Source organism: Bradyrhizobium sp. 153 (genome assembly GCF_023073835.1).
Taxonomy (GTDB): domain Bacteria; phylum Pseudomonadota; class Alphaproteobacteria; order Rhizobiales; family Xanthobacteraceae; genus Bradyrhizobium.
Genome location: NZ_JADPKH010000120.1, coordinates 123,713 through 150,339 on the forward strand (window position 1 = coordinate 123,713; position 26,627 = coordinate 150,339).

23 protein-coding genes and 2 pseudogenes are annotated in these 26,627 nt (G+C 64.6%); 8 read left to right on the forward strand and 17 right to left on the reverse strand.

The window, feature by feature from the left end; translation table 11 throughout:
• Positions 1 to 47 precede the first annotated feature (47 nt).
• The 6 genes from IVA91_RS28370 to IVA91_RS28395 form a co-directional block, all read right to left on the reverse strand.
• Positions 48 to 881 carry an energy transducer TonB gene (locus tag IVA91_RS28370; RefSeq protein WP_247280144.1) on the reverse strand — a complete coding sequence of 278 codons (834 nt, stop codon included), beginning with the start codon at positions 879 to 881 and terminating at the stop codon, positions 48 to 50.
• A complete protein-coding gene (gene exbD, locus IVA91_RS28375; RefSeq protein WP_247280145.1) occupies positions 881 to 1,324 on the reverse strand; it encodes a TonB system transport protein ExbD in 444 nt (147 codons plus the stop codon). The genes IVA91_RS28370 and exbD overlap by 1 nt, the downstream gene beginning before the upstream one ends.
• 4 nt (positions 1,325 to 1,328) lie before the next feature.
• Entirely contained in the window at positions 1,329 to 2,105 is a 777-nt protein-coding gene (exbB, locus tag IVA91_RS28380) for a tonB-system energizer ExbB (RefSeq protein ID WP_247280146.1), read from the reverse strand.
• A gap of 26 nt (positions 2,106 to 2,131) precedes the next feature.
• Positions 2,132 to 2,647: a heme utilization cystosolic carrier protein HutX gene (gene hutX, locus IVA91_RS28385; RefSeq protein WP_247280147.1), complete on the reverse strand. Its 516-nt coding sequence runs from the start codon at positions 2,645 to 2,647 to the stop codon at positions 2,132 to 2,134.
• A 27-nt stretch (positions 2,648 to 2,674) separates the two neighbouring features.
• Positions 2,675 to 3,010: an antibiotic biosynthesis monooxygenase gene (locus IVA91_RS28390; RefSeq protein WP_247280148.1), complete on the reverse strand. Its 336-nt coding sequence runs from the start codon at positions 3,008 to 3,010 to the stop codon at positions 2,675 to 2,677.
• 98 nt (positions 3,011 to 3,108) lie between these two features.
• Positions 3,109 to 5,460 carry a TonB-dependent hemoglobin/transferrin/lactoferrin family receptor gene (locus tag IVA91_RS28395; protein ID WP_247459700.1) on the reverse strand — a complete coding sequence of 784 codons (2,352 nt, stop codon included), beginning with the start codon at positions 5,458 to 5,460 and terminating at the stop codon, positions 3,109 to 3,111.
• Between the two features lie 262 nt (positions 5,461 to 5,722).
• Here IVA91_RS28395 and IVA91_RS28400 point away from each other — a divergent pair, with 262 nt between their 5' ends.
• Genes IVA91_RS28400 through IVA91_RS28415 form a run of 4 tightly spaced genes read left to right on the forward strand, consistent with a single transcriptional unit; the run spans position 5,723 to position 8,770 of the window.
• On the forward strand, positions 5,723 to 5,929 hold the full coding sequence (locus IVA91_RS28400) for a hemin uptake protein HemP (RefSeq protein WP_247280150.1): 207 nt from the start codon (positions 5,723 to 5,725) through the stop codon (positions 5,927 to 5,929).
• A 5-nt stretch (positions 5,930 to 5,934) separates the two neighbouring features.
• The gene (locus tag IVA91_RS28405) at positions 5,935 to 6,888 is read left to right on the forward strand and encodes a hemin ABC transporter substrate-binding protein (RefSeq protein WP_247280151.1); all 954 of its coding nucleotides are present in this window, start codon (positions 5,935 to 5,937) and stop codon (positions 6,886 to 6,888) included.
• Positions 6,885 to 7,970, forward strand: coding sequence for an iron ABC transporter permease (locus IVA91_RS28410; protein WP_247280152.1), 1,086 nt, complete (start codon positions 6,885 to 6,887; stop codon positions 7,968 to 7,970). Before IVA91_RS28405 ends, IVA91_RS28410 begins: the two co-directional genes overlap by 4 nt.
• Positions 7,967 to 8,770: a heme ABC transporter ATP-binding protein gene (locus IVA91_RS28415; protein ID WP_247416277.1), complete on the forward strand. Its 804-nt coding sequence runs from the start codon at positions 7,967 to 7,969 to the stop codon at positions 8,768 to 8,770. The genes IVA91_RS28410 and IVA91_RS28415 overlap by 4 nt, the downstream gene beginning before the upstream one ends.
• A gap of 71 nt (positions 8,771 to 8,841) precedes the next feature.
• On the opposite strand, the gene IVA91_RS28420 is transcribed toward IVA91_RS28415, so the two are convergent.
• From IVA91_RS28420 to IVA91_RS28440, 5 genes and pseudogenes are all read right to left on the reverse strand, one after another.
• Complete coding sequence (locus IVA91_RS28420) at positions 8,842 to 10,518, reverse strand: mucoidy inhibitor MuiA family protein (protein WP_247280154.1); 1,677 nt, start codon at positions 10,516 to 10,518, stop codon at positions 8,842 to 8,844.
• A 182-nt stretch (positions 10,519 to 10,700) separates the two neighbouring features.
• Positions 10,701 to 11,000 (reverse strand): annotated as a pseudogene (locus IVA91_RS28425) (DNA-binding response regulator); the annotation flags it as partial.
• Positions 11,001 to 11,005: 5 nt separating this feature from the next.
• Positions 11,006 to 11,641 (reverse strand): GNAT family N-acetyltransferase, encoded by a 636-nt coding sequence (locus IVA91_RS28430; protein ID WP_247280155.1) that lies wholly within the window; start codon positions 11,639 to 11,641, stop codon positions 11,006 to 11,008.
• A 22-nt stretch (positions 11,642 to 11,663) separates the two neighbouring features.
• Positions 11,664 to 12,314 (reverse strand): CoA transferase subunit B, encoded by a 651-nt coding sequence (locus tag IVA91_RS28435; protein WP_247280156.1) that lies wholly within the window; start codon positions 12,312 to 12,314, stop codon positions 11,664 to 11,666.
• A 76-nt stretch (positions 12,315 to 12,390) separates the two neighbouring features.
• Positions 12,391 to 13,098 carry a CoA transferase subunit A gene (locus IVA91_RS28440; RefSeq protein ID WP_008546160.1) on the reverse strand — a complete coding sequence of 236 codons (708 nt, stop codon included), beginning with the start codon at positions 13,096 to 13,098 and terminating at the stop codon, positions 12,391 to 12,393.
• Between the two features lie 287 nt (positions 13,099 to 13,385).
• Here IVA91_RS28440 and IVA91_RS28445 point away from each other — a divergent pair, with 287 nt between their 5' ends.
• Positions 13,386 to 15,278 (forward strand): AsmA family protein, encoded by a 1,893-nt coding sequence (locus IVA91_RS28445; protein ID WP_247280277.1) that lies wholly within the window; start codon positions 13,386 to 13,388, stop codon positions 15,276 to 15,278.
• Positions 15,279 to 15,374: 96 nt separating this feature from the next.
• Here IVA91_RS28445 and IVA91_RS28450 read toward each other — a convergent pair.
• A pseudogene (locus IVA91_RS28450) lies at positions 15,375 to 15,692 on the reverse strand (cation:dicarboxylase symporter family transporter); the annotation flags it as partial.
• A gap of 436 nt (positions 15,693 to 16,128) precedes the next feature.
• On the opposite strand from IVA91_RS28450, the gene IVA91_RS28455 reads away from it, so the two are divergent.
• The 3 genes from IVA91_RS28455 (at position 16,129) to IVA91_RS28465 (ending at position 19,344) form a co-directional block, all read left to right on the forward strand.
• Positions 16,129 to 17,514 (forward strand): ABC transporter substrate-binding protein, encoded by a 1,386-nt coding sequence (locus tag IVA91_RS28455; protein WP_247459702.1) that lies wholly within the window; start codon positions 16,129 to 16,131, stop codon positions 17,512 to 17,514.
• Positions 17,515 to 17,608: 94 nt separating this feature from the next.
• The gene (locus IVA91_RS28460) at positions 17,609 to 18,481 is read left to right on the forward strand and encodes a sugar ABC transporter permease (RefSeq protein WP_247280158.1); all 873 of its coding nucleotides are present in this window, start codon (positions 17,609 to 17,611) and stop codon (positions 18,479 to 18,481) included.
• On the forward strand, positions 18,478 to 19,344 hold the full coding sequence (locus IVA91_RS28465; protein ID WP_247280159.1) for a carbohydrate ABC transporter permease: 867 nt from the start codon (positions 18,478 to 18,480) through the stop codon (positions 19,342 to 19,344). The genes IVA91_RS28460 and IVA91_RS28465 overlap by 4 nt, the downstream gene beginning before the upstream one ends.
• A gap of 51 nt (positions 19,345 to 19,395) precedes the next feature.
• Here IVA91_RS28465 and IVA91_RS28470 read toward each other — a convergent pair whose 3' ends face one another.
• Genes IVA91_RS28470 through IVA91_RS28490 form a run of 5 tightly spaced genes read right to left on the reverse strand, consistent with a single transcriptional unit; the run spans position 19,396 to position 26,550 of the window.
• On the reverse strand, positions 19,396 to 20,208 hold the full coding sequence (locus IVA91_RS28470; RefSeq protein ID WP_247280160.1) for an ABC transporter permease subunit: 813 nt from the start codon (positions 20,206 to 20,208) through the stop codon (positions 19,396 to 19,398).
• 4 nt (positions 20,209 to 20,212) lie between these two features.
• A complete protein-coding gene (locus tag IVA91_RS28475; protein WP_247280161.1) occupies positions 20,213 to 21,127 on the reverse strand; it encodes an ABC transporter permease in 915 nt (304 codons plus the stop codon).
• Positions 21,124 to 22,296: an ABC transporter ATP-binding protein gene (locus tag IVA91_RS28480; RefSeq protein ID WP_247280162.1), complete on the reverse strand. Its 1,173-nt coding sequence runs from the start codon at positions 22,294 to 22,296 to the stop codon at positions 21,124 to 21,126. Before IVA91_RS28480 ends, IVA91_RS28475 begins: the two co-directional genes overlap by 4 nt.
• Before the next feature lie 52 nt (positions 22,297 to 22,348).
• Entirely contained in the window at positions 22,349 to 23,827 is a 1,479-nt protein-coding gene (locus IVA91_RS28485) for a glycerol-3-phosphate dehydrogenase (protein WP_247451481.1), read from the reverse strand.
• A gap of 35 nt (positions 23,828 to 23,862) precedes the next feature.
• A complete protein-coding gene (locus IVA91_RS28490) occupies positions 23,863 to 26,550 on the reverse strand; it encodes an EAL domain-containing protein (RefSeq protein WP_247280163.1) in 2,688 nt (895 codons plus the stop codon).
• Between the last annotated feature and the right edge of the window lie 77 nt (positions 26,551 to 26,627).

The following is a 26,627-nucleotide window of genomic DNA, read 5'->3' on the forward strand; positions in this document are numbered from 1 at the left end:
CGCGGCGTACTGGATGCCCCGCCTTCGCGGGGCACGACAACGGAGACTTATCGCACCGTAAACTCCACCGGAATCGTAAAGCTCATCGCGCCGTTCTTGACCTCGTCCGGGATCGGCGGAAACGGCGAGGCCTGGCGGATCATCGCCATGGCCTGAGCGTCGAAAGCGGCGACGCCGGACGAACCACTGAGGCGGCTGGATGTGACCTGCCCGCTACGGGCAATCGTAAAGCTCAGCCTCGCGATGCCACGCTGACCGCCGCCAGAGGACGGATATTGGTGGAAGCGCATCAGATGCGCGCGGATTCGCTGATTGTAGGATGCGATCACGGAGGCCACCGCGCCGGCGCTCTGGGCTGATGCCATCGCCGCCTCGCGCTCCGCGCGCGGGGCTGCGCTGGTGCGCGGCGCCGGCGGCGCCTCAGACGGCTTTTTCGCCTCGCGGCGAACCACCTTCGGCTTCGCCGGCGCCGGCTTTTCGACCGGGACGATCTTCGCCGGCTCGGGCTTGGCCGGGGTCGGCTCCAATCTCTGCTCGGGTGGCGCGACAACGTCCGGCTTTTCCTGCGGCGGCGTCGGCGCGATCGTCTCCTCGGCCATCTGCTGCTGCACGGGCTGCGGCGGCGAAGCATCGGCCTCCTGCATCACGGGCCCTGGCGCGATGTCGTCCTGCATCGATTGCGGCGCCGAAGTCACCGGTGCCATGTCGATCATGATCGCCGGCAGGCTCACACCTTGCTCGGGCTGCGACTTGAGCCAGCTCATCGCAAGCAGTGCCGCGGCCATGTGAAGCGCCACGATTACGGCCGCCGATAGGCTCCAGCGCATGGTTTCCCTTTCGCCGAGCGGCTCGTGCAGGGCAAACGCGTTTGCGGAGGTCATCAGCTGCGCCCGTCGAGGCCGACCAGCGCGACCTTCAGGTAGCCGGCATTGCGCAAGCTGTTCATCACCTCCATCAAGTCGCCATAGGAGACCGCCTTGTCGGCGCGCAGATAAATGCGCTCGTCCTTGCGGCCCTTGGTGGCGGCAGCGAGCGAGGTGCCGAGCGCATCGCGGGACACAAGATCCTCACCGACGGCAATCGAAAGATCCGGCTTCACGGTGACGAAGATCGGCTTGTCCGGCCGCGGCGCGGGCTCGGCGGCGCTCGCCGGCAGATCGACCCCGATGTCGACGGTGGCAAGTGGCGCCGCCACCATGAAAATGATCAGAAGCACCAGCATCACGTCGATGAATGGCGTGACGTTAATCTCGTGGGTCACGTCGAGATCACCCGGGTCACCGCGCGACCTGACCGAGGAGCTTGCGCCGAGCTTTGCGGACATGGCCCTACTCCGCCGCCCGCGCCAGGCGGAATTCTCTGTGGTCGCGCTGGCGGCTCACCAGCAGCGTAAGCTGTGCCGAGGCATCGCTGAGCAGCGCGCGGTAATTGGCGATGCCGCGAACGAGATGATTGTAGATCACGACCGCCGGGATCGCGGCGACGAGGCCGAGCGCGGTGGCAAGCAATGCCTCCGCGATGCCGGGCGCGACCACCGCAAGACTCGTGGTGTGGCTCTCGGAGATGCCGATGAAGGAATTCATGATGCCCCAGACCGTGCCGAACAAGCCGACGAACGGCGCGGTGGCGCCGATGGTCGCGAGCACGCCGGTGCCGCGCGCGATCTGCCGGGACATGGCCGCCTCGACCCGCTCCAACCGCAGCGCCACCCGCTCCTCAAGGCCGTTATCGAGCACGCCGCCGGAGAGCTCCGCCTCCTTGGCGCAGGACTGGATAAGCTGGGCGACCGCATCATGCGCATCGCCGGCCCGTGCCGCGGCCTCGGCCAGCGTCATGTTGCCTTCGAGCGCGCGCGTCCGGTGCAAAGCCAGCGCGCCCTTGCGGCGCAGCTCGATGGTCTTCGCAAGCCACACCGTCCATGTCACCAGCGAAGCCACGGCGAGGCCGACCATCACCGTCTTCACGATGATGTCGGCGCTGACGAACATGCCCCAGGGCGACAGATTGCGCGGTAACAGCGCTTCGTCGATCGCGAAGGCCGGTGTCGGCGCGAGCGCCAGCACGGATGTTACGATCATGTGCCGAAGCCTGGAATTGCTTTGCATCCTGATCTCCCGTCAGACAGAAGAAGCTACGCGGTTGGCTGCGGCGCGATCCGGTCCGCGAGCTGCCTGAACCGCGCCAGTTGGTCCGCACGCAGCGCACGGGTCTCGTCGCGGCCGACGAAGACCTTGAACATGATGCCGCCATCGGCATTGACGAAGGCGACGAAGGCGGACGTCTTGCCCATGAAGGGACGCTCGACGAAGACGACGGCCGCGCATCGCTCGTGACGGAGATGGCCGTGCAATCCCTTCGGCTGCATCAGGTTGAAGTAACCGCGGCCGATCTCCCCCGCGGGAAGCGCCCCGGTGAACTCGAAGATCCCATCGTCCGTGTGGACGATCAGCGTGACCTCGCCCCATTCGGCGATATCCTGCATGGCGGCGGCGAAATGCTCACCGCCGCCCATGCGCACCATGGACGGCGGCAGCGCCTCGATCACAGCGCGCGGGGTGACCTTGCGCTCGCGCGCAACGTCCTCGATCACGGCGTCGGGATTGTCGGCCATATACGCCTTGAGATCGGCGAGATCGGTGCTCAACATGTCCAGCTCCCTTCATGATCGGCCGGCTCAGGCGGCCGCGTTCGCCTTGCGCTCAGTCATGATGACCTCGAACCCCTCGAACTTGGGATGGCCGAGATAGAGGCTTGCGCCGGTCTTGTTGTCGGCACGCGCATGTGCGCGGCGGAATTCCTCTGAGCGCGTCCAGGCCTCGAAAGCGGACTTGTCGACCCACACGGTGTGCGAGGAATACAGCGTGTGGTCCTCCAGCACCGGTCCTTTGAGCAAATGAAATTCGACGAAACCGGGCATGCTGCCGAGATAGGACTCCCGGCTGCGCCAGACGGTCTCGAACGCGGCTTCCGAGCCGAGCTTCACCTGAAAACGATTCATAGCGATGAACATGAAAGTCTCCTCTTCTGATCTAGACGAAAACGCGCCGAAGCCGCGCTGGAGCATCAGCGCGGCCCGGCGGAAGTTGTGGTGTTGCGGTGCCCTGCGGCTCACGCACCCCCAAAGTGGATCTTCAGGCCGGCCTTGTAGACCCTGCCCGGTCCCGGGCTCGTCCACAGCACGTCGTTCTGCGAGGTGCCATCGGTGGAGCTGCCGGGAATGGCATAAGGCCGGTAATACTGGTTCAGAAGATTGTCGATCGAGGCCGAGAACACGATATCCCTGGTCGCATTGTAGGTCAGATACAGATTGACGAGATCGTAGCCGGTCGAGCGAATATAGTTGGCCGGCACGTCGTTGTTCGGACCGAACGAAGCCCACTGCGCCGACACGATCAGGGTGCGATCAAGCAGGCGGACACCGCCGGTGGTGACGACCTTGGTCGGGCTGATGGTCGCAAGCCCGATATTGGTGGCGACGTTCTTGCCCTGGATGTAGTGACCGGCGACACCGATGAACCAGCTGCCCGCATCGTACATCGTCTCCGCCTCGAAGCCCTGGATGCGGGCATTGGCGATGTTCTGATACTGGTAGTATTGGCTGAACGAGCCGAATGGCGGCACCAGGACCGCCGCCGAAGCGACGAGGTCGATATAGTCGCTGACATCGTTGCGGAACAGGTTGATCTTTCCCCTGAACGAGTCAGACGCGCTGAAGATGTTGTCGTACTTCAGGTTGATACCGACTTCCTTGTTCTTGCCGACCTCGGGACGAAGGTTTGGGTTGGGGAGGAAGCAGAACAGGCCGACGGTGCCGTCGGGGCAGGGAAAGAACGCTGGTCCGCCCCCGGTCGCGTGCGCGCCGGAAATCACCGTCTCGGTGATCGACGGGGCGCGATAGCCTTCGGCATAGCTGACATAAGGCTGGAAGCCCGCGATCGGCGTGACGCCCAGGGTGATCTTGGGTGAGAAGCGGTCGCCGCCGGCGCTAGTCCTGCCGGAATCGAGGTCGTAGCGGTCATAGCGGATCGCGCTCACCGCCTCGAACCAGGTGCCGTAGTTCTGCTTCAACTGAACGAAACCGCCCGACACAGTACGGATGCCACTCGGCGTGGTGATGTTGGAGTTGCCGCGGCTGTCGGTCGTGATGACGTCGTCCTGAAACGCGTCGACGCCCCAGGTGACGGCGTTGCGCCAGTCGCCGACGTTGAAGCGCGTGGTGTTGTTGACGTCGATGCCGTAGGTGTTGAGGACATAGCCGCGTTTGTCGCCGACGCAGCCCGAGATGTTGTTGCCGAAATTGCCCGCGCCGCAATAGGTCGCGCCTCCGGTTGAATAGTGATAGGTCTTGGTCTGGTCGTTGTCGACGCGGTTGCCGTAGACCGACATGTGCCAATCGAACAGATTGTCGCTCGGCAGCGAATAATTCCAGGTAATCGTGCCGGTGTAATTCTTGGCGTCGGAAGCGTAAACCGAGGAGCCCTGATAAAGCGCGCGCTGCGCCGCAGTTAGCACCGGGCCCCGGTTGAACTGACCAATATCGTACTGATAATCCTGGAAGATGGCACCGAACTTGACCTCGTGACCGAGGGCCGGCCGCACCGTGAGCTTCATCAGCCCGCTTTCGACCTGGTTACCGGTGTTGCCGATCTCGGTGCCATTGCCGTCCTTGTAATTGCCCTGCGTGCGATAGACCGCGCCGCCGAAGACATCGATATCGGGCGTGGCGCGCACGCCGCCGAAGACCGAAGCGAGGCCGCGATTGTTATTGGAGCCGTAGGAGCCGGAGAGATCGACGCCCCAGCGCTCGCCGGGGCGTAACACGTCGTTGATGTCCTTGGGGCGGAAGGAGACCAAGCCGCCAATCGCACCGGAGCCGTAGATATTGGCAGTCGGTCCCCGCACGACATCGACCCCGCCGATCAATTCAGGGTCGAGGAAGAAGGAGCCGTTGGCGTTGTGGCCGGTGCGCTGGTAGTTCTGCCGCGCACCGTCGACCACGACCGCGACGCGGCCGAAATCCTGCAAGCCGCGGATGTTGATGACGGTTGCGGGATCGTCGCCGCGCTCCTGGAACGACACGCCGGGCACGGCATAGAAGATGCCCGACAAACGGTTGGGCTGAAGCCCCTGGATCTGGTCGAGCGAAATCGAGCTGACTGGCGCGAGCGCATCGATCGTCCGCTGCGGTGTCTTGGTCGCGGCGACCGTAATCGTGTCGAGCGTCTGAACAGGCGCCGCGCCTCCAGCCTGGGCGCGGGCGTTCATGACGTCGGGCGCTGCCGGCTGCGCAACTGGCGGCTTCACCGGCTTGCGCTTCGCTTGCTTCGGCCATTCCGACGACGCACTTTCGGCCTGCGGCTGGGCGGCCTGTGCAAGCCCCCTCTCCGCCGTCATTGCCGCGATTGAAACCACCGACGCGCCCAAAATCAGGGCGCGCGAATACCTAGCCCCGTCAGCCATATCAGCCCCAGCCTGCACTTCACTTTAGTTTTGGAGTTTTATTGGCTGGCGTGCGTTCGCAACGCGAACGACTGGCTGGCTGTCTTTCGAAAGCACGCGGGGCACTCCCCACTGCCATAATCGGTTACGTGGCAACACTCTGACCGTCAATGACATCCGGTTACAGTTTATATCGATTGTAAATTGCTGCCGTTGGAATGCGCCTCGCGCCCCTTATACAAAGCAAGACGCATCTGAATTTCGAAAGCGCATCACACCAACAATGTCAGCAACATCAGGAGACAGCAGCAGCGGCGCGGCGGGGGCGGCAGGAGGCCCTTCTGCAGCAACGAGAACCCTCACCATGCGAGGAAGCCGGATCGACAGCCGCGAGCTGTTTGCGGCCGAGCGCGAGATCATCATTGCGCATGGCGAGGACAGCTATCGCCTGCGCCTGACCTCGCAGAACAAGCTGATCCTGACCAAGTGAACGCAATGACATTTTGTCGCACGCTTGCAAGCCTCCTGCTCTCCGGCACGTTCGCGCTCGTGTCCGGCGCGCACGCCGCCGGTATCACGGTGCACGACGCGCGCAATCGCGACGTCGCCATCACCGATTTCGCACGCACGGTCTCGATCGGCGGCGCCATCACCGAAATCCTCTATGCACTCGGCCTGGAGAGCCGGCTGGTTGGCGTCGACACGACGAGCCTCTATCCGGCGGCGGCGCTGCACGACAAACCCAATGTCGGCTACATGCGCCAGATTTCCGCCGAAGGTGTGCTGGGCCTCAACCCGACGCTGATCCTGGCGATCCAGGGATCGGGCCCGCGCGAGACCATGAACATCCTGGAGGCGGCGAAGGTGCCGCTGGTGCTGGTGCCCGAGACCTTCTCCGAGGAAGGTCTGATCGAGAAGATCAAGCTGGTCGGCCACGCCATGGGCGTCGATGCGCGCGCCGAATGCCTGAGCGCTGCGGTCGGCACCGATCTCGCGCAGCTCCGCGCGTTGCGTGCCAAGGTGACGAAGCCGGCGCGCGTGATGTTCGTGATGTCGCTCCAGAACGGACGCGCCATGGTCGCCGGCCGCAAGACCGCGGCCGACGAGATCATCCAGCTCGCCGGCGCCGCCAACGCCGTGGACGATTATGATGGCTACAAGATCATCGGCGACGAGGCGATCGTGGCAGCCAAACCCGATGTCGTGCTGTCGATCGAGCGCGGCAACGATTCGCTCCAGGCCGAAGCGGTCTATGCCCATCCCGGCTTTGCGCTGACGCCGGTTGCGTCCAACAAGAGTTTCATCACCATGGACGGACTCTATCTGCTCGGGTTCGGGCCGCGCACGGCCGCGGCCGCTCGCGATCTCTCCGTCAAGCTCTATCCGACGTTGGCCGAACAGGGCGGCGCGTTCACGTCGGCCCTGTCGGCGGCGAATTGCCGGCAATGAGTGTGGCGGTCGGGACGGATGCGCAAAGCCGGCGACGACGCGCCGCACGACGACGTGCCGCATCGTTCGCGCTTCCCCTTCTGGTCGTGCTACTCGTGCTCACCGCCATCGTTGCGCTGACGGTTGGCGCGGCCGGTATTCCTCTCTCGCGACTGCCTGCTGCGCTCGGCTTTGCCGGCAATACGATCGCCGACGCCATGACGGCGCGTGACCAGCTCGTGCTGTGGTCGATCCGCATTCCCCGGATCGCAGCGAGCGCGATGGTTGGCGGTCTGCTCGCCGCGGCCGGCGCGATCATGCAGGGGCTGTTTCGCAATCCGCTCGCCGATCCCGCGCTGGTCGGCGTTTCCAGCGGCGGCGCGCTCGCGGCGGCGAGTGCGATCGTCTTCACCGATTCACGCTTCGGCGAAGCGCTGCGCTTCCTCCAGACCGAGCTGTTGCCGCTCGCGGCCTTTACAGGTTCGCTGACGACGACCGCGATCCTCTACGGCATCTCCAGCCGTGCCGGGCGAACCTCCATCGCGATCTTCCTGCTCGCCGGCGTCGCCATTGCCAATGCCGGCATCGGGCTGCTGGTGTTCGTCGCCGACGACCGCCAGCTCCGCGACATCACGTTCTGGCTGCTGGGCTCGATGGGCGGCGCGACCTGGACCAAGGCCGCCGTGCTCACGCCGATCCTGGCCGTCGGGCTTGCGGCCTGCGCCTTCATCGCGCGCGGGCTCGATCTCCTGGTGCTCGGCGAAGCCGACGCTTTTCACGGCGGGGTCGACGTCGAGCGCCTGAAACGGATCTCGATCGTCGTGGTTTCCGCCATGACCGGCGTTGCCGTGTCGATCAGCGGTGTCATCGGCTTCGTGGGCATCGTCGTGCCGCATCTGCTCCGCCTCGTCGTCGGACCGGCGCATCGCCTGCTGCTGCCCGCCTCGGTGCTGCTTGGCGCTATTCTGATGGTCGGCGCCGACACGCTGGCGCGCACCATCGTGGCGCCTGCGGAGATGCCGATCGGCATTTTGACCGCGGCCGTCGGTGCGCCGGTCTTCCTGGCCATCCTGCTGCGGCAGCGTGGGCTCGCCTCGCTATGAGCGCCGTGATCGAGGCGCGATCCTTAAGCAAGCACGCCGGCCGCGCGACGCTGCTCGATGGGGTTGGCCTGCATGTCGCGGCCGGCGAGATGGTCGCCATCATTGGCCCGAACGGCGCCGGAAAGTCGACGCTGCTGCGGCTGCTCTCCGGCGATCTCCGCCCGAGCGAGGGCGAGGTGCGGCTGAAGCAGCGCGACATCAGCAGCTTCACGCCGCGCGAGCTCGCCGCGCGCCGCGCCATGCTGTCCCAGCACATCAACGTCACCTTTCCCTTCACCGTCGAGGAGATCGTGCTGATGGGCGCGGGCGATCGCAGCTCGCGCGAGGCGAGCGCGCTCGTCGATGCCGCGCTGGACGAGGTTAGCCTCGCCCATTTCAGAGACCGGCAATTGCCGACACTGTCTGGCGGCGAGCAGCAGAGAGCCCATTTCGCCCGCGTGCTGGTGCAACTCGCCTGCGGCGAGGCCGAGCACGGCCCGGGACTTCTGCTGCTGGACGAGCCGACCTCGAGCCTCGACCTGCGCCACCAGATCGACCTCGTGGAAGCCGCGCGCCGCCGCGCGGCAGGCGGCACGGCCGTGGTCGCAATCCTGCACGACCTTAACCTCGCAATCCGCTTCGCGGACCGACTGATCGTGCTGAACCGCGGTAAGCTCGCCGTCGACGGCCCGCGGGCCGATGTCGTCACGCGCGAGATCATCCGCGACATCTTCGAGATCGATGCCGCCGTGCACCAAGGCGACGACGGCGTACCGTACGTGCTGCCGCAATCGATGCGAGCGGCTGGGCCTGCGCGATGATGCCCAGTTGGTTGGCGCAGAGCTTGCGGCGCACTTCACCTGTCCCTACGGGAGAGGTGAAGAGACACCGTCTAGCCGGCCGGTGCGATCACCATGCTCTTGTCCTTCGGCCAGCGGATGCGCCAGGCGAAGTTGATGTCCTTGGACTCGCCGGGCTTGGCGTCGAACGACCATTCCAGCACGCCGCGCTTGTCGCGAATGTTGCTCGCGGTGGGCGGCGTGCTCGCGGGCAGCATCTCGACCACTATGTCCTCGTTCTCGCTGACCGGAAGCTGATCCTCGATCGCAATCTTAATCGGGAAGTCGTGTCCATTGCGGATCGTCGTCTTGAACGCGCGCTCGTCGGTCTTCGACGTCGTGACAAGGAGACCCGCCGACCCCTCGTTGCGCTTGAGCACCGCGCGCTCGATCTTAACCTTGTCGTCGGCGCCGAAGCCGAGCCGCACGATGTCGTCCTTGGCCGACGCCGTGATCTTGCCGCGGCCGACGAAGACGCCGTCGCGGTAGATCGCGACCTTGCCCGGCAATAGAGTCGCCTCGTCGCTCTGCCTGAAGCTGGCTTCGAGGAAGGCGGTCGGGTCCATCACCGGGGCGGCCCGCACCGCCAGATCGGCGGGCACATTCACCGAAGCGATACGGAGGCTCTTGGCGCCTTCGGCGGCGCCGAGGCTGACGCGCCCGGGAATCTTGAAGGTGGCCTGGAAGTCACCGATCTCGGCAACCGCCTGCTGCTCGTCAGCGCGTTCACGCGGCTCGGCCGATTCGGCCATTTTCGAAAGATGGGGTTGCATCTGACGTGCAACCGGCGCGGGCCGCGCCGGATCTGAGACCGTTCCTGCAGCCACCGGTCTCGCCACCTGCGGATATTGCGCGACCAGCGAATTAAGCTCCGGGGCGCTGCCGCCGCGGCTGATGCGAACGGTAGAGACGCCGAGCGTGACGTTGGACCAATCCTCGCCGGTTGATTGCGTGACCTCGGCGCGGCGCACCAGCTCGAGCTGCGGCTTGCGGTCCTTGGCGCCGGTGTCGAGCCGGGCGTCATAAAGCGGCAGCCAGCGCGCATTGCGCACGGTATAGGTCACCCGCAGCGTCGCCTTGGTCGCGGCTGCCGAGGCGACGTCGATCCGCACCTCCAGCTTGCTCGGCGGCTTGGCCGAACGCTCGGCCTCGAGCTGCGCGATCTGCCGATCGATCTCGCGCTGTTTTCGCGCGGCCTCGCGGATCGCAGTGTCGGCGGTCGCGATCTCCTCGGCGACGGCGGCAAAGGCCGCGCGCCATTCGGTGATCGGCCGGGCGTCGCCCTTGTCGCCGAGACCGGCAGGCGAGGCTTCGGCAAAGTGCTGCGCAAATTTGCGCCGGGCGGTGGCCGAGTCGATGACACCTTGCAGATCGGCGCGCTGATCCTTCAGCGCCTCTATGCGCTTGTCGAGCTCCGGCAGGTTCACCGGCGGCGCCGCACGCGGCGGTCGCGCGTCGATGGTGCCGATGGTCAGCTTGGCGCCCGCCTCGCCTTCGACGCGGAGGGAGGACGGATCGAGCGAGAGCGGAAAGTCCTTCGCGACCAGCGTATTGTCACCAGAGGCCAGATCCAGCGCGATGACCCGGGTCACGGTGGCACCATCGGGATAGACGGTGACGGTGTCGATAGCCGATGTGGCGTCCACGTCGGCGGCCCATGACGGCAACGCCGCCGCCGTGGCCACCAGGACCAGACTCGTCGTCGCCAGATATTTCGCGATGGTACGCATAAATTTCCTCCCTGCCGATATCGACGCGTCACCAGCCGGACGCGCGAAAAGATGCCTCGCCATCGTGATGAGACGCGGCAGGGAAGGAACCGGTTCGATTGGGGTTTCCGTGGGACGCTGCGGCGGCGGCAGGGTGGCCGCGGAACGCGTTGTGGTCCCGCCAAGCCTCGGACATGGGCAGCCGAGCCCTGACCGAACATGCGGCGAAGCAGATCGGCCGGGTTGCGGGCGGCTTTCGGCAACACGCTGGCGCCGTAGCCCTCGATCGTCCGCGCGCTCAGATGCGTGCGCCGACGGTTTTTGTTGGTGAGGCGCGCAGCGAGATGTTCGAGCCGTCGCCTGCGCGCTTGGTCGGCGGTTCGCAGCCGGCCAGCCAGCGCTGGCGGTTCGCGCCGGGCTTGCGCGAACTCGTCAACGGCAGCATCGATCCGATCGACCATGTCGCGGGCGCGGAACGGCTTTCCGATGAAATCGGCCGCGCCGCAGGCTAGATTGTCTGCATGAACATGCGAAAGCCGGGCGCGCCGATCAGCGCCTCGAAATCGGGATCCCGCTTCTCCTCCGCGAACACGAATCCGGCCTTACTATAGGCACGTTCGGCGGGCTCGTTGCCGATCAGAAACGATATCGTCGCCCGGCCAAATCCAGCCGCCCGCCCTTTATCCAGCGCGTGCCGGATCAGCGCCTGCACCAGCCCGCGACCGCGATAGGCGGGATCGGTTGCGATATATTCTATCATCCAGTCGCCCTCGCCGCCCTGAACCCAGCAGGCGCGCGTATAGGCGCCGCGTCGACGGATGGCTTCCAGCTCCGGCGCGGCGAGCCCGGTTGCAGCGGCGACTTCCTCGATCGCGCGCCAGGCCGAAGGTCCGGTGCCGGCCGCCGGCAGCGCGGATAGCGCGGCGGCAGGCATGCCATCGATCTCGGCGATCAGGAATTGCGAGACGTGCCACATCGACACCGCGTCTGCGACGGTGATGCGCGCGATGAAATCGAGGCACTGCACTTCGGGCCAGCCGAGCGCGACGTCGAACCAGCCACGCGTGCGGTAGCCGCGCTGCGACGTCAGAATGGTTCGTGCGACAACACCGACGTCGTCGGGACGCGCTGACCGTATCGTCATGCGCGCCTCCATTGCGACGGCCTTACGTATTCTTCAGCGCAACGCGGAATTCGGCTTCGGTCTTGGCCTTGACCTCCTCGAGCGAGACGCCGTCGGCGAGCTCGATCAGGGCCATGCCGCCGTCGCCGTGCTTGTCGATGGTGAAGACGGCGAGATCGGTGACGACCATGTCGACCACGCGCTCGCCGGTGAGCGGCAGGTTGCACTGCTTCAGTAGCTTCGGACCGTCCTTGGCGGAATGCTCCATCACCACGACGACGCGCTTGACGCCGGCGACGAGATCCATCGCGCCGCCCATGCCCTTGACCATCTTGCCCGGGATCATCCAGTTGGCGAGGTCGCCGTTTTGGGCCACCTGCATGGCGCCGAGGATCGACAGATCCATGTGACCACCGCGGATCATGCCGAAGGAATCGGCGCTCGAGAAATAAGACGTGGAGGGCAGTTCGCTCACGGTCTGCTTGCCGGCGTTGATCAGGTCCGCGTCCACCTCGTCTTCATAGGGGAACGGGCCCATGCCGAGCATGCCGTTCTCGCTTTGGAGGCTGACGTCAATGCCGTCGGGGATGTAGTTCGAGACCAGCGTCGGGATGCCGATGCCGAGATTGACGTAATAGCCGTCGCGCAGTTCCTTCGCGGCGCGCGCGGCCATCTGTTCACGGGTCCAGGCCATCTAACTCTCCTGTAGTGCTTCATTGCGCATGATCTTGCCGGAAAATCGGTATCCACTTTTCCGGATCATGCGCGCCTTAAGCGGCGGGGCGCGGGCGGGTGTTGCGGAATTCGATGCGCTTCTTGGCCGTGCCGACCTCGACGATGCGCTTCACGAAGATGCCGGGCGTGTGGATGTGGTCGGGATTGAGCTCACCGGCCGGAACCAGATGCTCGACCTCGGCCACCGTGATCTTGGCGGCGGTCGCCATCATCGGGTTAAAGTTGCGCGCAGTCTTGCGGTAGATGAGATTGCCGGCGGTGTCGCCCTTCCAGGCATGCACGATGGCGAGATCGGCGAACAGGCCACGCTCCATCAGATATTTCTCGCCGTCGAATTCCTTTACTTCCTTGCCTTCGGCGATCAGCGTGCCGACGCCGGTCTTGGTGTAAAAGGCCGGGATGCCGGCGCCGCCGGCGCGAATGCGCTCGGCCAGCGTGCCCTGCGGATTGAATTCGAGTTCCAGCTCGCCGGCGAGGAATTGCTGGGCGAACAGCTTGTTCTCGCCGACATAGGACGAGATCATCTTCTTGATCTGCCGGGTTTCCAAGAGGCGGCTGAGCCCGATACCGTCGACGCCAGCATTGTTAGAGACCACCGTCAGGCCCTTGACGCCGGACTCGCGGATCGCGTCCGACAGCTCCTCGGCGATGCCACAGAGGCCGAAGCCGCCCGACATGATCATCATGTTGTCTTTCAGAATGCCTGACAGAGCCGACTTGGCGTCGGGATAGACCTTGTTCATGCAAATGACCTTCGACTGAACCTTCGGCTTGCGGGCGTCGCGCCTTATTGGCGGCGATTATTAGGCGAAATTCTCCGAAGCCGTCAATGATACGGGGTTCTCCGATCCGTGGCCGGGTGATAGAAGCTGCCCACGCCGTGGGCAGAATCGTCCGCGGCCTTGAAAGCGACAAGAAAACCCATCAAGTTGCGGGACTTAACATAATAAGGCTTGGGCATGGGCACGCAGGTTTCCCGACCCGCCCTTCTGGCTCCAATGACCAACCCGATCAGGACATGCCATTGACCATGGCCCAAGGAATGAAGCGCCTCGGGACGCCGATCGCGGCGCTGCTCGGCCTGGCGCTGATCGCCCTGATCGCGACCTCCTGGCTCATTAACCGTGACGCGCTGCGCCAGGCGGTGGAAGCGCAGATCCGCGACGTGACCGGGCTCGAGCTCAGTGTCGCAGGCAACATCGACATTTCGGTCCTGCCGGCGAGCTACATCTCCTTCCGCGACGTCGGTCTCAAGGGCGGCGGCGCCAACGATCCCGCGCTCCATGTCGACGTCCTCACCGCCAATTTGCGGCTGCTGCCGCTGCTGCTGCAACGGTTCGAAATCGCCGACCTGACGCTGCTGCGGCCGCGCATTCATGTCAGCCTGAAGCCGGACGGCGAGAGCAACTGGACGCCCTTCATCCAGACCATTGCGCGCACCATGAAGCCCGGCGCCGACAATCAAGTGTCGTTCTCCGAGATCAGGATCCAGGACGGCGTGCTCAATTACGAGGACGTTGCCACGCGCGCCACCGAGAAGCTAGAGGACATCGACCTGTCGCTGGCCTGGCCCTCGATCTCGCGCTCCTTCGCCGCGACCGGACAGTTCGACTGGCGCGGCGAGCGCGTCGATGGCTCGATCACCTTTTCCGATTTCGTCGCCGCCCTCTCCGGCGAGCGCTCAGGATTGAAGGCGCGGATCGCGAGCGCGCCGCTCAAGCTCGCCTTCGACGGCAGCGTCGCCAACCGCACCAGCCCGATGATGGAAGGCACGCTCACCATCGACAGCCCGTCGTTGCGCAATGCGCTGCGCTGGACCGGCCAGCCGCAGCCCGCCAGCGGCGGCTTCGGCCGTTTCGCGCTGAAGGCGCGCGCCAATGTCGTGGGTGCCTCGATCGCGCTCACCAACGTCAATGTCGAACTCGACGGCAATGCCGCTGAGGGCGTGATGACCTACGCCAATAACGGCCGGCAGACGCTGCAGGCGACGCTCGCCGCCGACGCGCTCGACTTCACACCCTATATCTCGACCTTCCGCCTGCTCGCGAGCGGCGCGCGCGACTGGAACAGGCAGCTGTTCGATCTTAACGGGCTCTCGACCACTGACCTCGACATGCGCCTGTCAGCGGCAAAGCTGACGGTCGGCCCGTCGAAGCTCGGCCGCACTGCGATCGGCGCCAATTTGCGGAACGGCACGCTGGCGCTCTCGGTTGGCGAGGCCCAGGTCTATGGCGGCATCGCCAAGGGCTCTTTCGGCATCGCGCGCGCCGACAGCGTCGCCGACATCAAGGCGCAATTCCAGTTCACCGACGTCGATCTCCAGGCTTGCGCCTCCGAACTGTTCGGCCTCAACAAGCTGTCCGGCCGCGGCAACATCAACGTGTCGCTCTTCGCCTCCGGCTCGAGCCCGTTCGGCCTCGTGCAGTCGCTCGACGGCAGCGCCACCGTCACCGGGCATGACGGCGCGATCTCCGGCTTCAATGCCGAGCAGCTGCTCAAGCGGCTGGAGCGGCGGCCGCTGTCGGGCGGCGGCAATTTCCGCAACGGCTCGACCCCCTACGACAAGCTCACCATCGCAGTGAAATTCTCCGACGGGATCGCCACCGCCGAGGACATCCGCATCGAAGGACCCGCGGCGAAGATCACGCTGACCGGCACCGCCTCCGTGCCGACACGCGAATACGACATGAAGGGCGTCGCGAGCCTCAACACGACGTCAGGCTTTCAATTGCCCTTCATGGTGCAGGGGCCCTGGGACGATCCCCTGATTTTCCCCGACCCCGAAAGCCTGATCCGGCAGTCGCCCGCAGCATCTCCCTTCCTCGATCTCCTGAAGCAGCGCATTACCGGTGGCGGAAAGCGCCCGGCGCAGGACGGATCGCCGACGGCGGAGAACGCGAAGGAGGGCGCCAAGTCCAACTAGAGTGATCAACCTCGCTCTCTTAGGCTTGGCAGCCTGCGCGCGACAGGCTCGATTTGCCAAATCCAACAGTGCGACGGATTTCATGCAAACGCGGCGTCAAGCGGCCGATTGCGTCGTCGAGATCCAGCTCTTGTCCTCGTGCACCATGGTTGCCCCGTCGATCTTCGTCCCGGCCGCGACCTTGATAGTGCCGCTCTGTCCCAGTTCACGGGCCAGCACCTCGCGGTCACAGGCGTCCTCCCACAGCGAAATGGTGATGGACGCGACACAGTTGCTGATCATGCTGGTCAGCGCCCGCGCCTCCGACATGAAGCGGTCGATGCCAACAAGCAGCGCCAGGCCGGGCACCGGCAAATCCGGCATGACCGAAAGGGTCGCGACAAGCGCGACGAAGCCGCTGCCGGTGACGCCTGCCATTTCAACAGGGCTGAAGGGGAAACGCTGACAGTTTGCCCGCTAAGCGGTGCAAGTCCGTTCCCCGACGAACCTGAGTTCCTGGATCAATCGGCCCGTTTGCTTCAGAGACATTTTGGCTCCCGCAGCCGGAGCGCCGCGTCGCTGCGAGCCGGCTGCGTTGCGTTCAGTCCTCATACCGCTTACAACAGCTGAGTCTTTCGCTGGCGGCGAGCAGGTGTGTGGAGCTGCGCATGGGCAGGCCAAGCCAGAACGCACAAGGCGAATTGATCGCTGCGAATTGATGCGGCGATTGGATCGATACGCGGGTCAAGCATCTCCGCGAGGCTCCATCCCACGACATTGGTCTGACAACATGGCGCTAGATCAGACTTCCGCCATGCGCTAGTGTTTTAGACGGCCGGCTAAAAACACCGGCCGTTTGAGGGAGAAAAACGTGAGATCCAAGGTTATTGGCGCAGTATCATTGGCGGTCGCTGCGGTTGGGCTTTTCGCCGCCACTGCACCCGCCTTTGCGCAGCAGAAGACGATTACGGTCTGGTGGGGCAAGGGCTTCTATCGCTCCGAAGACGACGCGCTGATCGAGACGATCAAGAAGTTCGAAGCCAAGACCGGCATCAAGGTCGAATTGTCGCAGTACGCGATCCAGGACATGATTCCGAAGACGGTCGCGGCGCTCGATGCCGGCACGGTGCCCGACGTTGCCTACTCCGACTCCTATGACGTGCAGGCGCAGGGCAAGTGGGCATACGAGGGCAAGCTCGAGGACCTCACGGATGTCATGGAGCCGATCAAGGGCCGGTTCGTGCAGAACACGCTGGACGCGTCGATCCTCTACAACGACGTGACCAAGAAGAAGGCCTATTACGGCTTCCCGCTGAAGCAGCAGAGCATGCACGTCCAGATCTGGAACGACATGCTGGAGAAGGCCGGCTTCAAGCAGAGCGACATTCCGACCGATTGGACGGGCTACTGGTCGTTCTGGTGCGACAAGGTGCAGCCGGCGATCCGCAAGGCGACCGGCCAGCGCATCTATGCCGTGGGCCAGCCGATGGGCGTGGAATCCACCGATGCCTTCCAGTCGTTCTACACCTTCATGGACGCCTACCACGTCAAGCTGGTCGACGACGACGGCAAGCTGCTGGTCGATGATCCCAAGGTCCGCGAGAACCTGATCAAGGCGATGAAGGACTACACCGACACGTACATCAAGGGCTGCACGCCGCCGTCCTCGACGACGTGGAAGGATCCTGACAACAACGTTGCCTTCCACAACAAGACGATCGTGATGACCCACAACTTCACGATCTCGATCGCGGCGAAGTGGTTCGAGGATTCGCAGAACCAGGCCCTCACCCAGGAACAGCGCGACGCCGGCAAGAAGGCCTATGAACAGGACATCATCACGGCGTCCTTCCCCAAGGCGCCGGATGGTTCGACCATCCGCTACCGCTCCGACGTCAAGACCGGGCTGATCTTCACCGCGGCCAAGAACAAGGCCGAGGCCAAGCAGTTCATCAGCTTCCTGCTCCAGGAAGAGAACGTCCCTCCCTATATCGAGGGCGCGCTCGGCCGCTGGTTCCCGGTGACGAAGGAAAGCCAGGAAAGCCCGTTCTGGCAGGCTGACAAGCACCGCAAGGCAGTCTACACGCAGTTCAAAGGCGGCACCGCCGCGTTCGACTTCACCAAGAACTGGAAATTCACGATTCTCAACAACGAGAACGTGTGGGCGAAGGCGATGAACCGGGTGGTGAGCGAGAAGGTTCCGGTCGACAAGGCCGTCGACGAACTGATTGCCCGCATCAAGCAGGTCGCGGGTTAAGTCGTCCGCCCCTCTCCCCGCGTTGCGGGGAAAGGTATAAGAACAACACCGGCCGCGTTTCGCGGCCGGCTTCTCTTTGAAGAGTTCGAAAAGAATGGCGATCACGCTCTCTGGCGATCAGGCAATTCCCGGCCCGCCTCTGTCGTCGCGGCTGACCCCGGCGCAGGTCTGGGGCATCGTGCTGCTCGCGCCCTACCTGCTCGTTTTCCTGGCCTTCGTCGTTTATCCCGTCTGCTATGGGCTGTGGCTGGCGCGCGCTCCGGCGAACTACGTCGCGCTGTACAACGACCCGATCTTCGCCCGCGCCGCGGTCAACACGCTGATTTTCCTGGTCATCGGCATCAATATCAAGATGCTGATCGCGCTGTTCTTGTCCGGCTTCTTCGCCCAGCAGCGCACCTGGATCAAATGGCTCTCGGTGATCTTCATCCTGCCCTGGGCGGTGCCGTCGATCCCGACCATCCTGTCGGTACGCTTCATGCTCAATCCCGAATGGGGCATGATCAACCACCTCATCTTTTCCTTCACCGGCGATGACGGCCCGAACTGGCTGAACGATCCGACCGTGGCGCTGAGCATGGCGATCGCCGTGCACATCTGGAAGTCGCTGCCGTTCTGGACGCTGATCCTGATCACCGGCCGACTTGCGATCTCGCACGATCTGTTCGAGGCCGCCGAGGTCGACGGCGCGAGCTGGTGGCAGAAATTCCGCTACATCACCTGGCCGTCAATGCAGACGCTGTACGTCACCTGCACGCTGCTCTCGATGATTTGGACGCTCGGCGATTTCAACAGCGTCTATCTGCTCACCGGCGGTGGCCCGGCCGACCTCACGCACGTGCTGTCGACGCTCGGCATCCGCTATCTCCGGCTCGACCAGCTCTCGCTGGCCATGGCGTCGATCGTCTGCGCGATGCCGTTCGTCCTGCCGCTCGTGTACTTCATGATGAAACGGTTGTCGCGATGAAGCTCCCCGGCGTAAGCGAATTTTCTTGGCGTGACGTCGCGACCGAAGCGCGGCTGCTGCTGATCGGCATCCCCGTCTTCCTGTGGACGATGATCCCGATCTATCACATGTTCCTGTTCGCGATCTCCCCGAAGGAGGACGCGTTCTCGGGCAAGCTGTGGCCGGATCATCCGACGCTGCATAACTTCGAGATCGTGTTCAAGCAGCAGCATTACTTTCTGCGCGACTTTTACGTTCAGTTCTGGAATTCGACGGTGATCGCCGTCTCCGTCGGTGTGCTGACGCTGTTCATCGCAACCGCGGCGGCGTTCTCCATCTCACGGCTGAAGGTGCCGGGCGGACGCACCGTGCTGAACCTGGCGCTCTTCACCTATTTCATCCCCGCCGCGTTCCTCGCCGTGCCGATGTACCGCACCATGGGCAATTACGGCCTGCTCAACAATCACTGGTCGCTGATCCTGGCCATGGTGACGATCGCCTCGCCTTACGCGATCTGGGTGCTCAAGCAGGCCTCCGACAAGCTGCCGGTCGAGCTGGACGAAGCCGCCGTGATGGACGGCGCGACGACGCTGCAGATCTTCCGTCTGGTCTACCTGCCGCTGATGATGCCCTCGCTGGTCGCGATCGGCACCTATGCGGTGCTGCTCGCCTGGAACGAATATCTCTACGCGTTCCTGCTGCTCTCCAACGACCGCGAGATCACCCTCCCCGTCGCGCTCGGCAACTTCCTCGCCGCCGACGATTCCCCGTGGGAACTGCTGATGACCACCGGTTTCATCTACGCGCTGCCGCCGGCCGCGGTCTATTACGCCTTCCGCCGCTACATGGTGGGCGGACTGACGGCGGGTGCGGTGAAGTCGTAGGCAAACTGGTCATTCCGGTGCACGCGCAGTGCACCCGGAATGATGCCTTCGCTACAGCGGCGCCGCGCTCTCGCCCTGTGAGCTCGACAGTTTCGAGACGAGCGAGGCAATGACGATGACCACCGCGATCAGGGCGATCACCAGCGTGCAGATCGCGTTGATCTCCGGCTTCACCCCCAACCGCACTTCGGAGTAGATCCGGATCGGCAGCGTCGCCGAGCCGGGACCCGTGGTGAAGCTCGCGATCACGAGATCGTCCAGCGACAGCGTGAATGCCAGCATCCAGCCGGCGACGATCGCCGGCGCGATCAGCGGCAGCGTGACGGCCACGAACGCGCGGACGGGATCGCAGCCGAGATCCATCGCGGCCTCCTCCAGCGAGCGATCGAGCGAGCCGAGGCGGGACTGCACGACCACGGCGACGAAGCACATCGTCAGCGTGGTGTGGGCGATCGTCACCGTCCAGAAACCGCGCTCGGCGTTGAGCGCGACGAACAACAGCAGCAGCGACAATCCGGTGATCACCTCCGGCATCACCAGCGGCGCATAGAGCATGCCGGAGAACAGCGTACGTCCGCGGAAGCGTTCACCGCGCGACAGTGCGACCGCTGCGAGGGTGCCGAGTAGCGTGGCAATGGTTGCAGACGAGACCGCAACCCGCAGGCTCATCCAGGCCGCCTCGATCATGGCGCGGTCATTGAAGAACTCGTGATACCAGCGCAGCGACCAGCCACCCCACACCGTCACCAGACGCGAGGCGTTGAAGGAATAGATGACGAGGATGAGGATCGGCAAATAGAGAAACGCCAGCCCCAGCGCGAGCGAAGCGATGTTGAAGCGGGAGAGACGGGAGAGCTTGCGCATCGTATCAGCGCCCCTGTTCCAGTTGCCGCTTCTGGAGCCGCTCATATAGCAGAAGCGGTAGCAGCAGCATCACCAGCAGCACGATGGCCGCCGCGGACGCGACCGGCCAGTCCTTGTTGGTGAAGAATTCGAGCCAGAGGGTCTGGCCGATCATCAGCGAATTGGAGCCGGCGAGAAGATCCGGGATGACGAACTCGCCGACGATCGGAATGAAGCACAAGAGCACGCCGGCGCCGACGCCGGGCAGCGACAGCGGGAATGTGACGAGCCAGAACACCTGCCACGGCGGCGCGCCGAGATCGCCGGCCGCCTCCTCCAGCGCCCGCTCCATCTTGGCGAGCGTGGCATAGAGCGGCAGGATCATGAACGGCAAATAGGAATAGACGATGCCGATATACATCGCGCTGTCCGTGGAGAGCCACACCACGGGCTGGCTGACCAGATGCAGCGCCAGCAGGATCTGATTGAGCAGGCCATCGTGCTGGAGGATGTTGATCCAGGCATAGATGCGTATCAGGAACGAGGTCCAGAAGGGCACGATCACCAGCACCATCGCCACCGCCTGCCAGCGCTTCGGCAGCCGCGCCATGCCATAGGCGATGGGGTAACCGATCAGGAGCAGGAGCGCGGTCGCCGTGACCGCGACGATGAGACTGCGCGCATAAGCGAATACGTAGATGTCGTCGGAGATCAGCAGCCTGAAATTGTCAATCGACAACGCAGCAAGGGCCGTCTTCAGCGCTTCCCATCCCGCCGTCAGGTCGAACACGGGCTCGTAAGGTGGCTGAGCAATCGCCGTCTGCGACAGGCTGATCTTCAGCACGAAGCCGAACGGCACCAGGAAGAACAGCGCCATCCAGAGGTAAGGCGCGATGGCAGCAAAACGCGCCGGCCGCGCGAAGATACGGCGGGAGCTCATGACGACAGCACCACGCAGTCGTCGGGCGTAAACCAGGCGATGACTCTCTGGTTCACACTGTAGGCATCGACGTCGAGGCGCGCGCTGTTGACGACTGAAGCTTGCACCATTCCGCCGTCGTCGAGCTTCACCTTATAGGTGGTGGTGCCCCCGAGATAGCAGATGTCGGCGATCACGCCGTCCAGACTGTTGATCGCCGTTTCACGGCCGGCCTCAAACACCGGCCCGCGGCGTGAGAGCTTGACCTTCTCGGGCCGGATTGCGACCGACAGTTTCGTCTCGCTCACCGGCTCGCGCGGCTCCGCCGCTACCAGCGTGCCCGCTTCACGGGTGGCGATCACCAGGCGATGCCCGTCGCGCAGCCTGAACTCGCCGTCGAACAAATTGACGTCGCCGACGAACTCGGCGATCCAGCGCGAGCGCGGCGCCTCGTAAAGCTCGCGCGGGGTCGCGACCTGCGCCAGCTTGCCGGCGTTCATCACACCGATCCGGCTCGCCATCGTCATCGCCTCTTCCTGGTCGTGGGTGACGATGATGAAGGTCATGCCGAGCCGGCGCTGCAGCTCCATCAGCTCGGCTTGCGTGCTCTCGCGCAGCTTCTTGTCGAGCGCGGCGAGGGGCTCGTCGAGCAGCAGGAGCTGCGGTCGGCGGGCCAGCGCACGGGCGAGCGCGACGCGCTGGCGCTGGCCGCCGGAGAGCTGGTCGGGCTTGCGTTTCTCCAGCCCCCCGAGCTTCACCAGCGCGACCATCTCCGCAACGCGCGCGGCAATGTCGGCGCGCGCCATACCGGCGCGCTTCAGGCCGAAGGCGATGTTGTCTTGTGACGACAGATGCGGGAACAGCGCGTAGCTCTGGAACATCATGTTGATCGGACGCTCGTGCGGCAAGGCCTGCGCGATATCCTTGCCCCCGAGCAGGATGCGCCCCTCGTCCGGCGCCTCGAAACCGGCGAGCATGCGCAAGAGCGTGGTCTTGCCGCAGCCGCTCGGACCAAGCAGCGCGAAAAACTCGCCGGCCCTGATGTCGAGCGACACGCCGTCCACGGCACGGAACGTCCCGAAGTTCTTGGAGACGCCCTCAATGCGCAGCAACGGCTGCCCGGCCACCGGATGTTGATCTCCGCTGGCCGCATTCGCCGCGGCGTCTGTTCTGGGCAACTCGTCCGTCATGTTCCCTGCCAACCCCGATTCCGCCGCACGCTAGCGGCCGATCCTGCCTAGCTCAACCGGTTCGGGATGAATCGTTCACACCCGCCATGAACGCGGCCAGCGCGTCGCGATCCGCTGCGGGCATGGTCAGACCAAGCTTGGAACGGCGCCACAGGATGTCCTCTGGGAAGCGCGCCCATTCGTGGGTCATGAGATAGCGCACCTCGGCCCCCGTCAGCTCGGGACCGAAGGCGGGACCGAGCTCTTCACGGATCTTGGCCTCGCCGAGCACCGCCGCTAACCGCGAGCCGTAGGCGGCAACCAGCCGCTGGGCCTGCGGCTCCGAGAGAAAGCGCCACCGGTCGCGCGCGAGATCGACCTCGGTGTCAAAACGATTCCAGGCAAAATCCCCGCCGGGCAGCGCTGCGCCGGCGGTCCAGCGCGGCGACATCGGATAGAACCGCGCCAACTTCGTCACCGCCCTCTCCGCGCGCAGGCGCGACGTCGTAATGTCGCCGCCGAACATCGTGATCAACGGCGCCTTGCGCCGGCGCGCGTGGAACAGGGTCGTGCCATCACGTCTGCGTGCGGACGCCAGCGCCAGGTTGACGCCGGAGACCGTCCGGACCACGTCGGACGGGGTAACGCGCTCGCGGAAATAGCGGCTGGCCGCCTCGCAGAGATAGCTGATATCGGCCCCAGGCATCGCCACGATCGCGGGATCGCCGGTGAACTCACGCGTGACCGTGCCGATCAGGGTGAAGTCGCGCTCGAAGGGCCGGGCAAAGATCAGCCGTCCATCGTTGTTCTGCAAGACGTAGACGTTATCGGATTCGAACAGCCGCGGCACGATGATCTGGCTCATCTGCATGGCGGCCATGGCGAGCAACGGCTGCCGCAGCACAGTCTCCGCCACCACCGACGTCCAGGCCCCGGTCGCGTTGGCCAGTGCCCGGGCCGTGATCGTGCGGCGCTGGCCTCGATCGACCACCGCAAGCCGCCAGGCGTCGGTTCGATCGGCGCGGACGCAACGCGCGCCGGTCCGGATCACCGCGCCACGCTCGGCGGCATCGAGCGCCGTGACCACCACCAGGCGGGAATCATCGACGACGCAATCCGAATATTCGAACGCCATGCCGAACGGACGCTTCAGCGCGTTGCCAACCGGATGATGCGTGATGTCGAGGGTTGTCGCGACAGGCAGCCCGCTCCGGCTGGAGAGGCTGTCATAAAGGAATAGGCCGGCGCGCAGCAGCCATGGCGGACGTTCGTCCGAATGGGCGGGAATGACGAACTGCATCGGCCGGACCAGATGCGGCGCGATCCTGAGCCAGGTCCGCCGCTCCATCAGCGCCCGGCGCACCCGCCAGAACCCGCGCCGTTCCAGAACCGACAGATCGCCGTGGATCAGCCGCGGCGTCGCCGACGACGCCCCGGCGCCGAGATCGCCCTGCTCGAACAGGACGACCCGCAGACCACGGCCAGCCGCATCGCGCGCGAGGCTGACACCGTTCAGGCCGCCGCCGATGATCGCAAGGTCGTAATCCGCCATGAGCCGACGAGAAGGAGCGAAGCGCCCCATCATCATTAGCCGGTCTTGAGCGCAAGCTCCATGACCTCAGCACGGCCGACGAGGCCGGCATATTTCCCGATCGGCAGGGGCTTGCCGAGCAGATAGCCCTGCACGCCGTCGCAGCCCTCCTTGGCAAGGAAGGCGAGCTGGTCGGTGGTCTCGACGCCCTCGGCGATGATCGACATTTCGAGGCCGTGGCCGAGATCGATCACGGCGCGCACGATTGCCGCCGATTGCGGGTTGCGGCCGAGATTGATGATGAAGGCTCGGTCGATCTTGATCTTGTCGAACGGGAACGCCTGGAGATAGCTCAGCGAGGAATAGCCGCTGCCGAAATCGTCCATGGAGATGCGCACGCCGAGCGCCTTCAGCCGGCGCAGCAGCGCAAGGCCTCGATCAAAGTCCTCGATCAGCACGCCCTCAGTGATCTCCAGCTCGAGCCGGCCGGGTGCAAGGCCGGTCTCGATCAGGATCGAATGGACGAGGCCAACCACGTCACCGTGCATGAACTGCGCCGGCGACAGATTGACGGCGACCTGGAGCGGTTTTGGCCAGGACGCCGCCTCACGGCAGGCCTCGCGCAGGATCCACTGGCCCATCTCGACGATCAGGCCGCTCTCTTCCGCGATCGGGATGAATTCGGCCGGCGAGACCTGGCCACGCACCGGATGCTGCCAGCGCGCCAATGCCTCGAAGCCGATGATCTCGCTCTCGGCGACGCTGTGGCCGGCGGCGCCCTGCGGCTGGAAGGCGAGCGAGAGCTCGCCCTTCTTGATCGCCATCGATAGGTCCTGGTGCAGCACGCGGCGATCGCGGATCTGCTGGTCCATCTCCGGCTGGTAGAGGCTGATCGTGCCGCGCGACTTCTGCTTGGCGCGGAACAGCGCCGCGCCGGCATTGGCAAGCAGCGAAGCGCCGTCGGCGCCATTGTGCGGGAAGACCGACATGCCAGTGGTGATACCGGCGCGAACCGGCCGGCCATCAATCTGGAATTCCCGGGCGACGGCTTCGCCGATCTGCTGCGCCAGCGCCATTCCGGCGTCCGGCTGCTTGCCGTCGATGATGAGACCGAATTCGTCGCCCGACAGGCGCGCCACCACGCCGCCGCGCGCGGAGTCCTGGAGCCGCTGGGCCACCTCGATCAGGAGCTTGTCTCCGAGCGCATGGCCGAAGACGTCGTTGACCTCCTTGAGGCCGTCGAGGTCCACGCACAGGACGGCAAACTCCTCGACCGTGCCTTCGCAGGCCTCGATCATCTGGGTCAGCGCCTGGAGGAAGGCGGCGCGGTTCGGCAGATCGGTGAGGCCGTCGTGATAGGCCATGTGCGCCATGCGCGACTCGGTCTGCCGGCGATCGGTGACGTCCTCATGGGTCTTGATCAGATATTGCGGCTCGCCGGCATCGCTCAACACGGTGGCGCGGCGTGTCAGGAACAGACGCAAGCCGTCCTTAGTGGAGATCGGATGCTCCTCGGTGATCATCCCGCGCTTCTTGATTGCGGCCTCGTCGCGCGCGATGATCAGCTTGGCTTCCTTGGGATTGAAGATATCCGCGGCAGTCAGGCCCGTGGCTTCCTCCCGCCTGCGGTTGAGAATCGTCTCGGCGCTGCGGTTGGCGAGCAAATAGCGGCCGTCCTTGACTTGCTCGACGATCAGCGCGACCGGAATGTTGTCGACCACGAGCTCGAGGAACTTCTTGGTGCTCTCCAGTTCCTGCGACAGCGAGCGGCGGTCGGTGATGTCCTCGAATACCAGCAGCAGGAATCCGGGCCTGTTGCTTTCATTGCGGACCGCGATCCGGATCGAGGCGACCATGCGCTGCTCCCCGCCACGCTCGACCTCGAAGTCGTTGCGGAATTGACCGTCCGGCGAGTTGAGCGCGGCCTGGTCGGTCGCCTCGATAGTGGCCGCCGAGGCGGGCGAAAACAACTCGCGCGCATTCTTGCCGACCACGTGATCCCGCGAGAAGCCCCAGAAGCGCTCATAGGCGGTGTTCGCGAAGATGTAGCGGCCGTCCTCGATGCTCTTCGCGGCAACACAGGCCGGCACATTGTCCAGCACGGTTTCCAGGAACTGCTTGGTGGAGGCGAGCTGTTGCGAAAGCCGCCGCTGTTCGCTGACGTCGAGATGCGTCGCCACCGAGCCGCCGTTCGGCAGCACGTAAAATTTCACCAGGATGGCCCGTCCATCCGGCAGCTCGGTGATCAAACCGTTGCTGCTTGCCGCCTTCTCGTAGAACTCGTCAACGGAGGCGCCGCCGAGCACCCCGCGCTTGCGTCGCAGCTCGAGGAGTTCGGAGCCGTTCATGTTGGCCCGGATATCCGACCGCGTCAGGCCATAGATCTCGAGATAGCGGTCGTTGCAGAAGATGACGCGCCGCTGCGCATCCGTCATCACCACGCCCTGGTTGAGATTGTTCATTGCCGAGGAGACGAAGGCATTGCGCCGCATCTGCGAACGCCTGGTCCGCCGCAGCGAGGAATGGATCCATAGCGCGATCGCGGCGAGGAACGAGCAGACGACGATGCTCGCGATCAGGACTTCCCAGATCACGTTGGGATCGAGCTTGGCGAGATCACTCGGAGCGGTGAAGCTGTCCGACAGCGCAAAGGCGTGCGCAGGGCCGACCGCGCCAGCCAGGCACACGACGGCCTGCACAGCAATCGGAAGCGCACTGCCCACGTGCCAGTTTTTCTCAGCCATCCGCCACCCGCGATTTCAACGCCGGATTGTCTGGCTTCGCGGGTTTGGATCGGGTAAACGCCTGCACGCGCAACGGA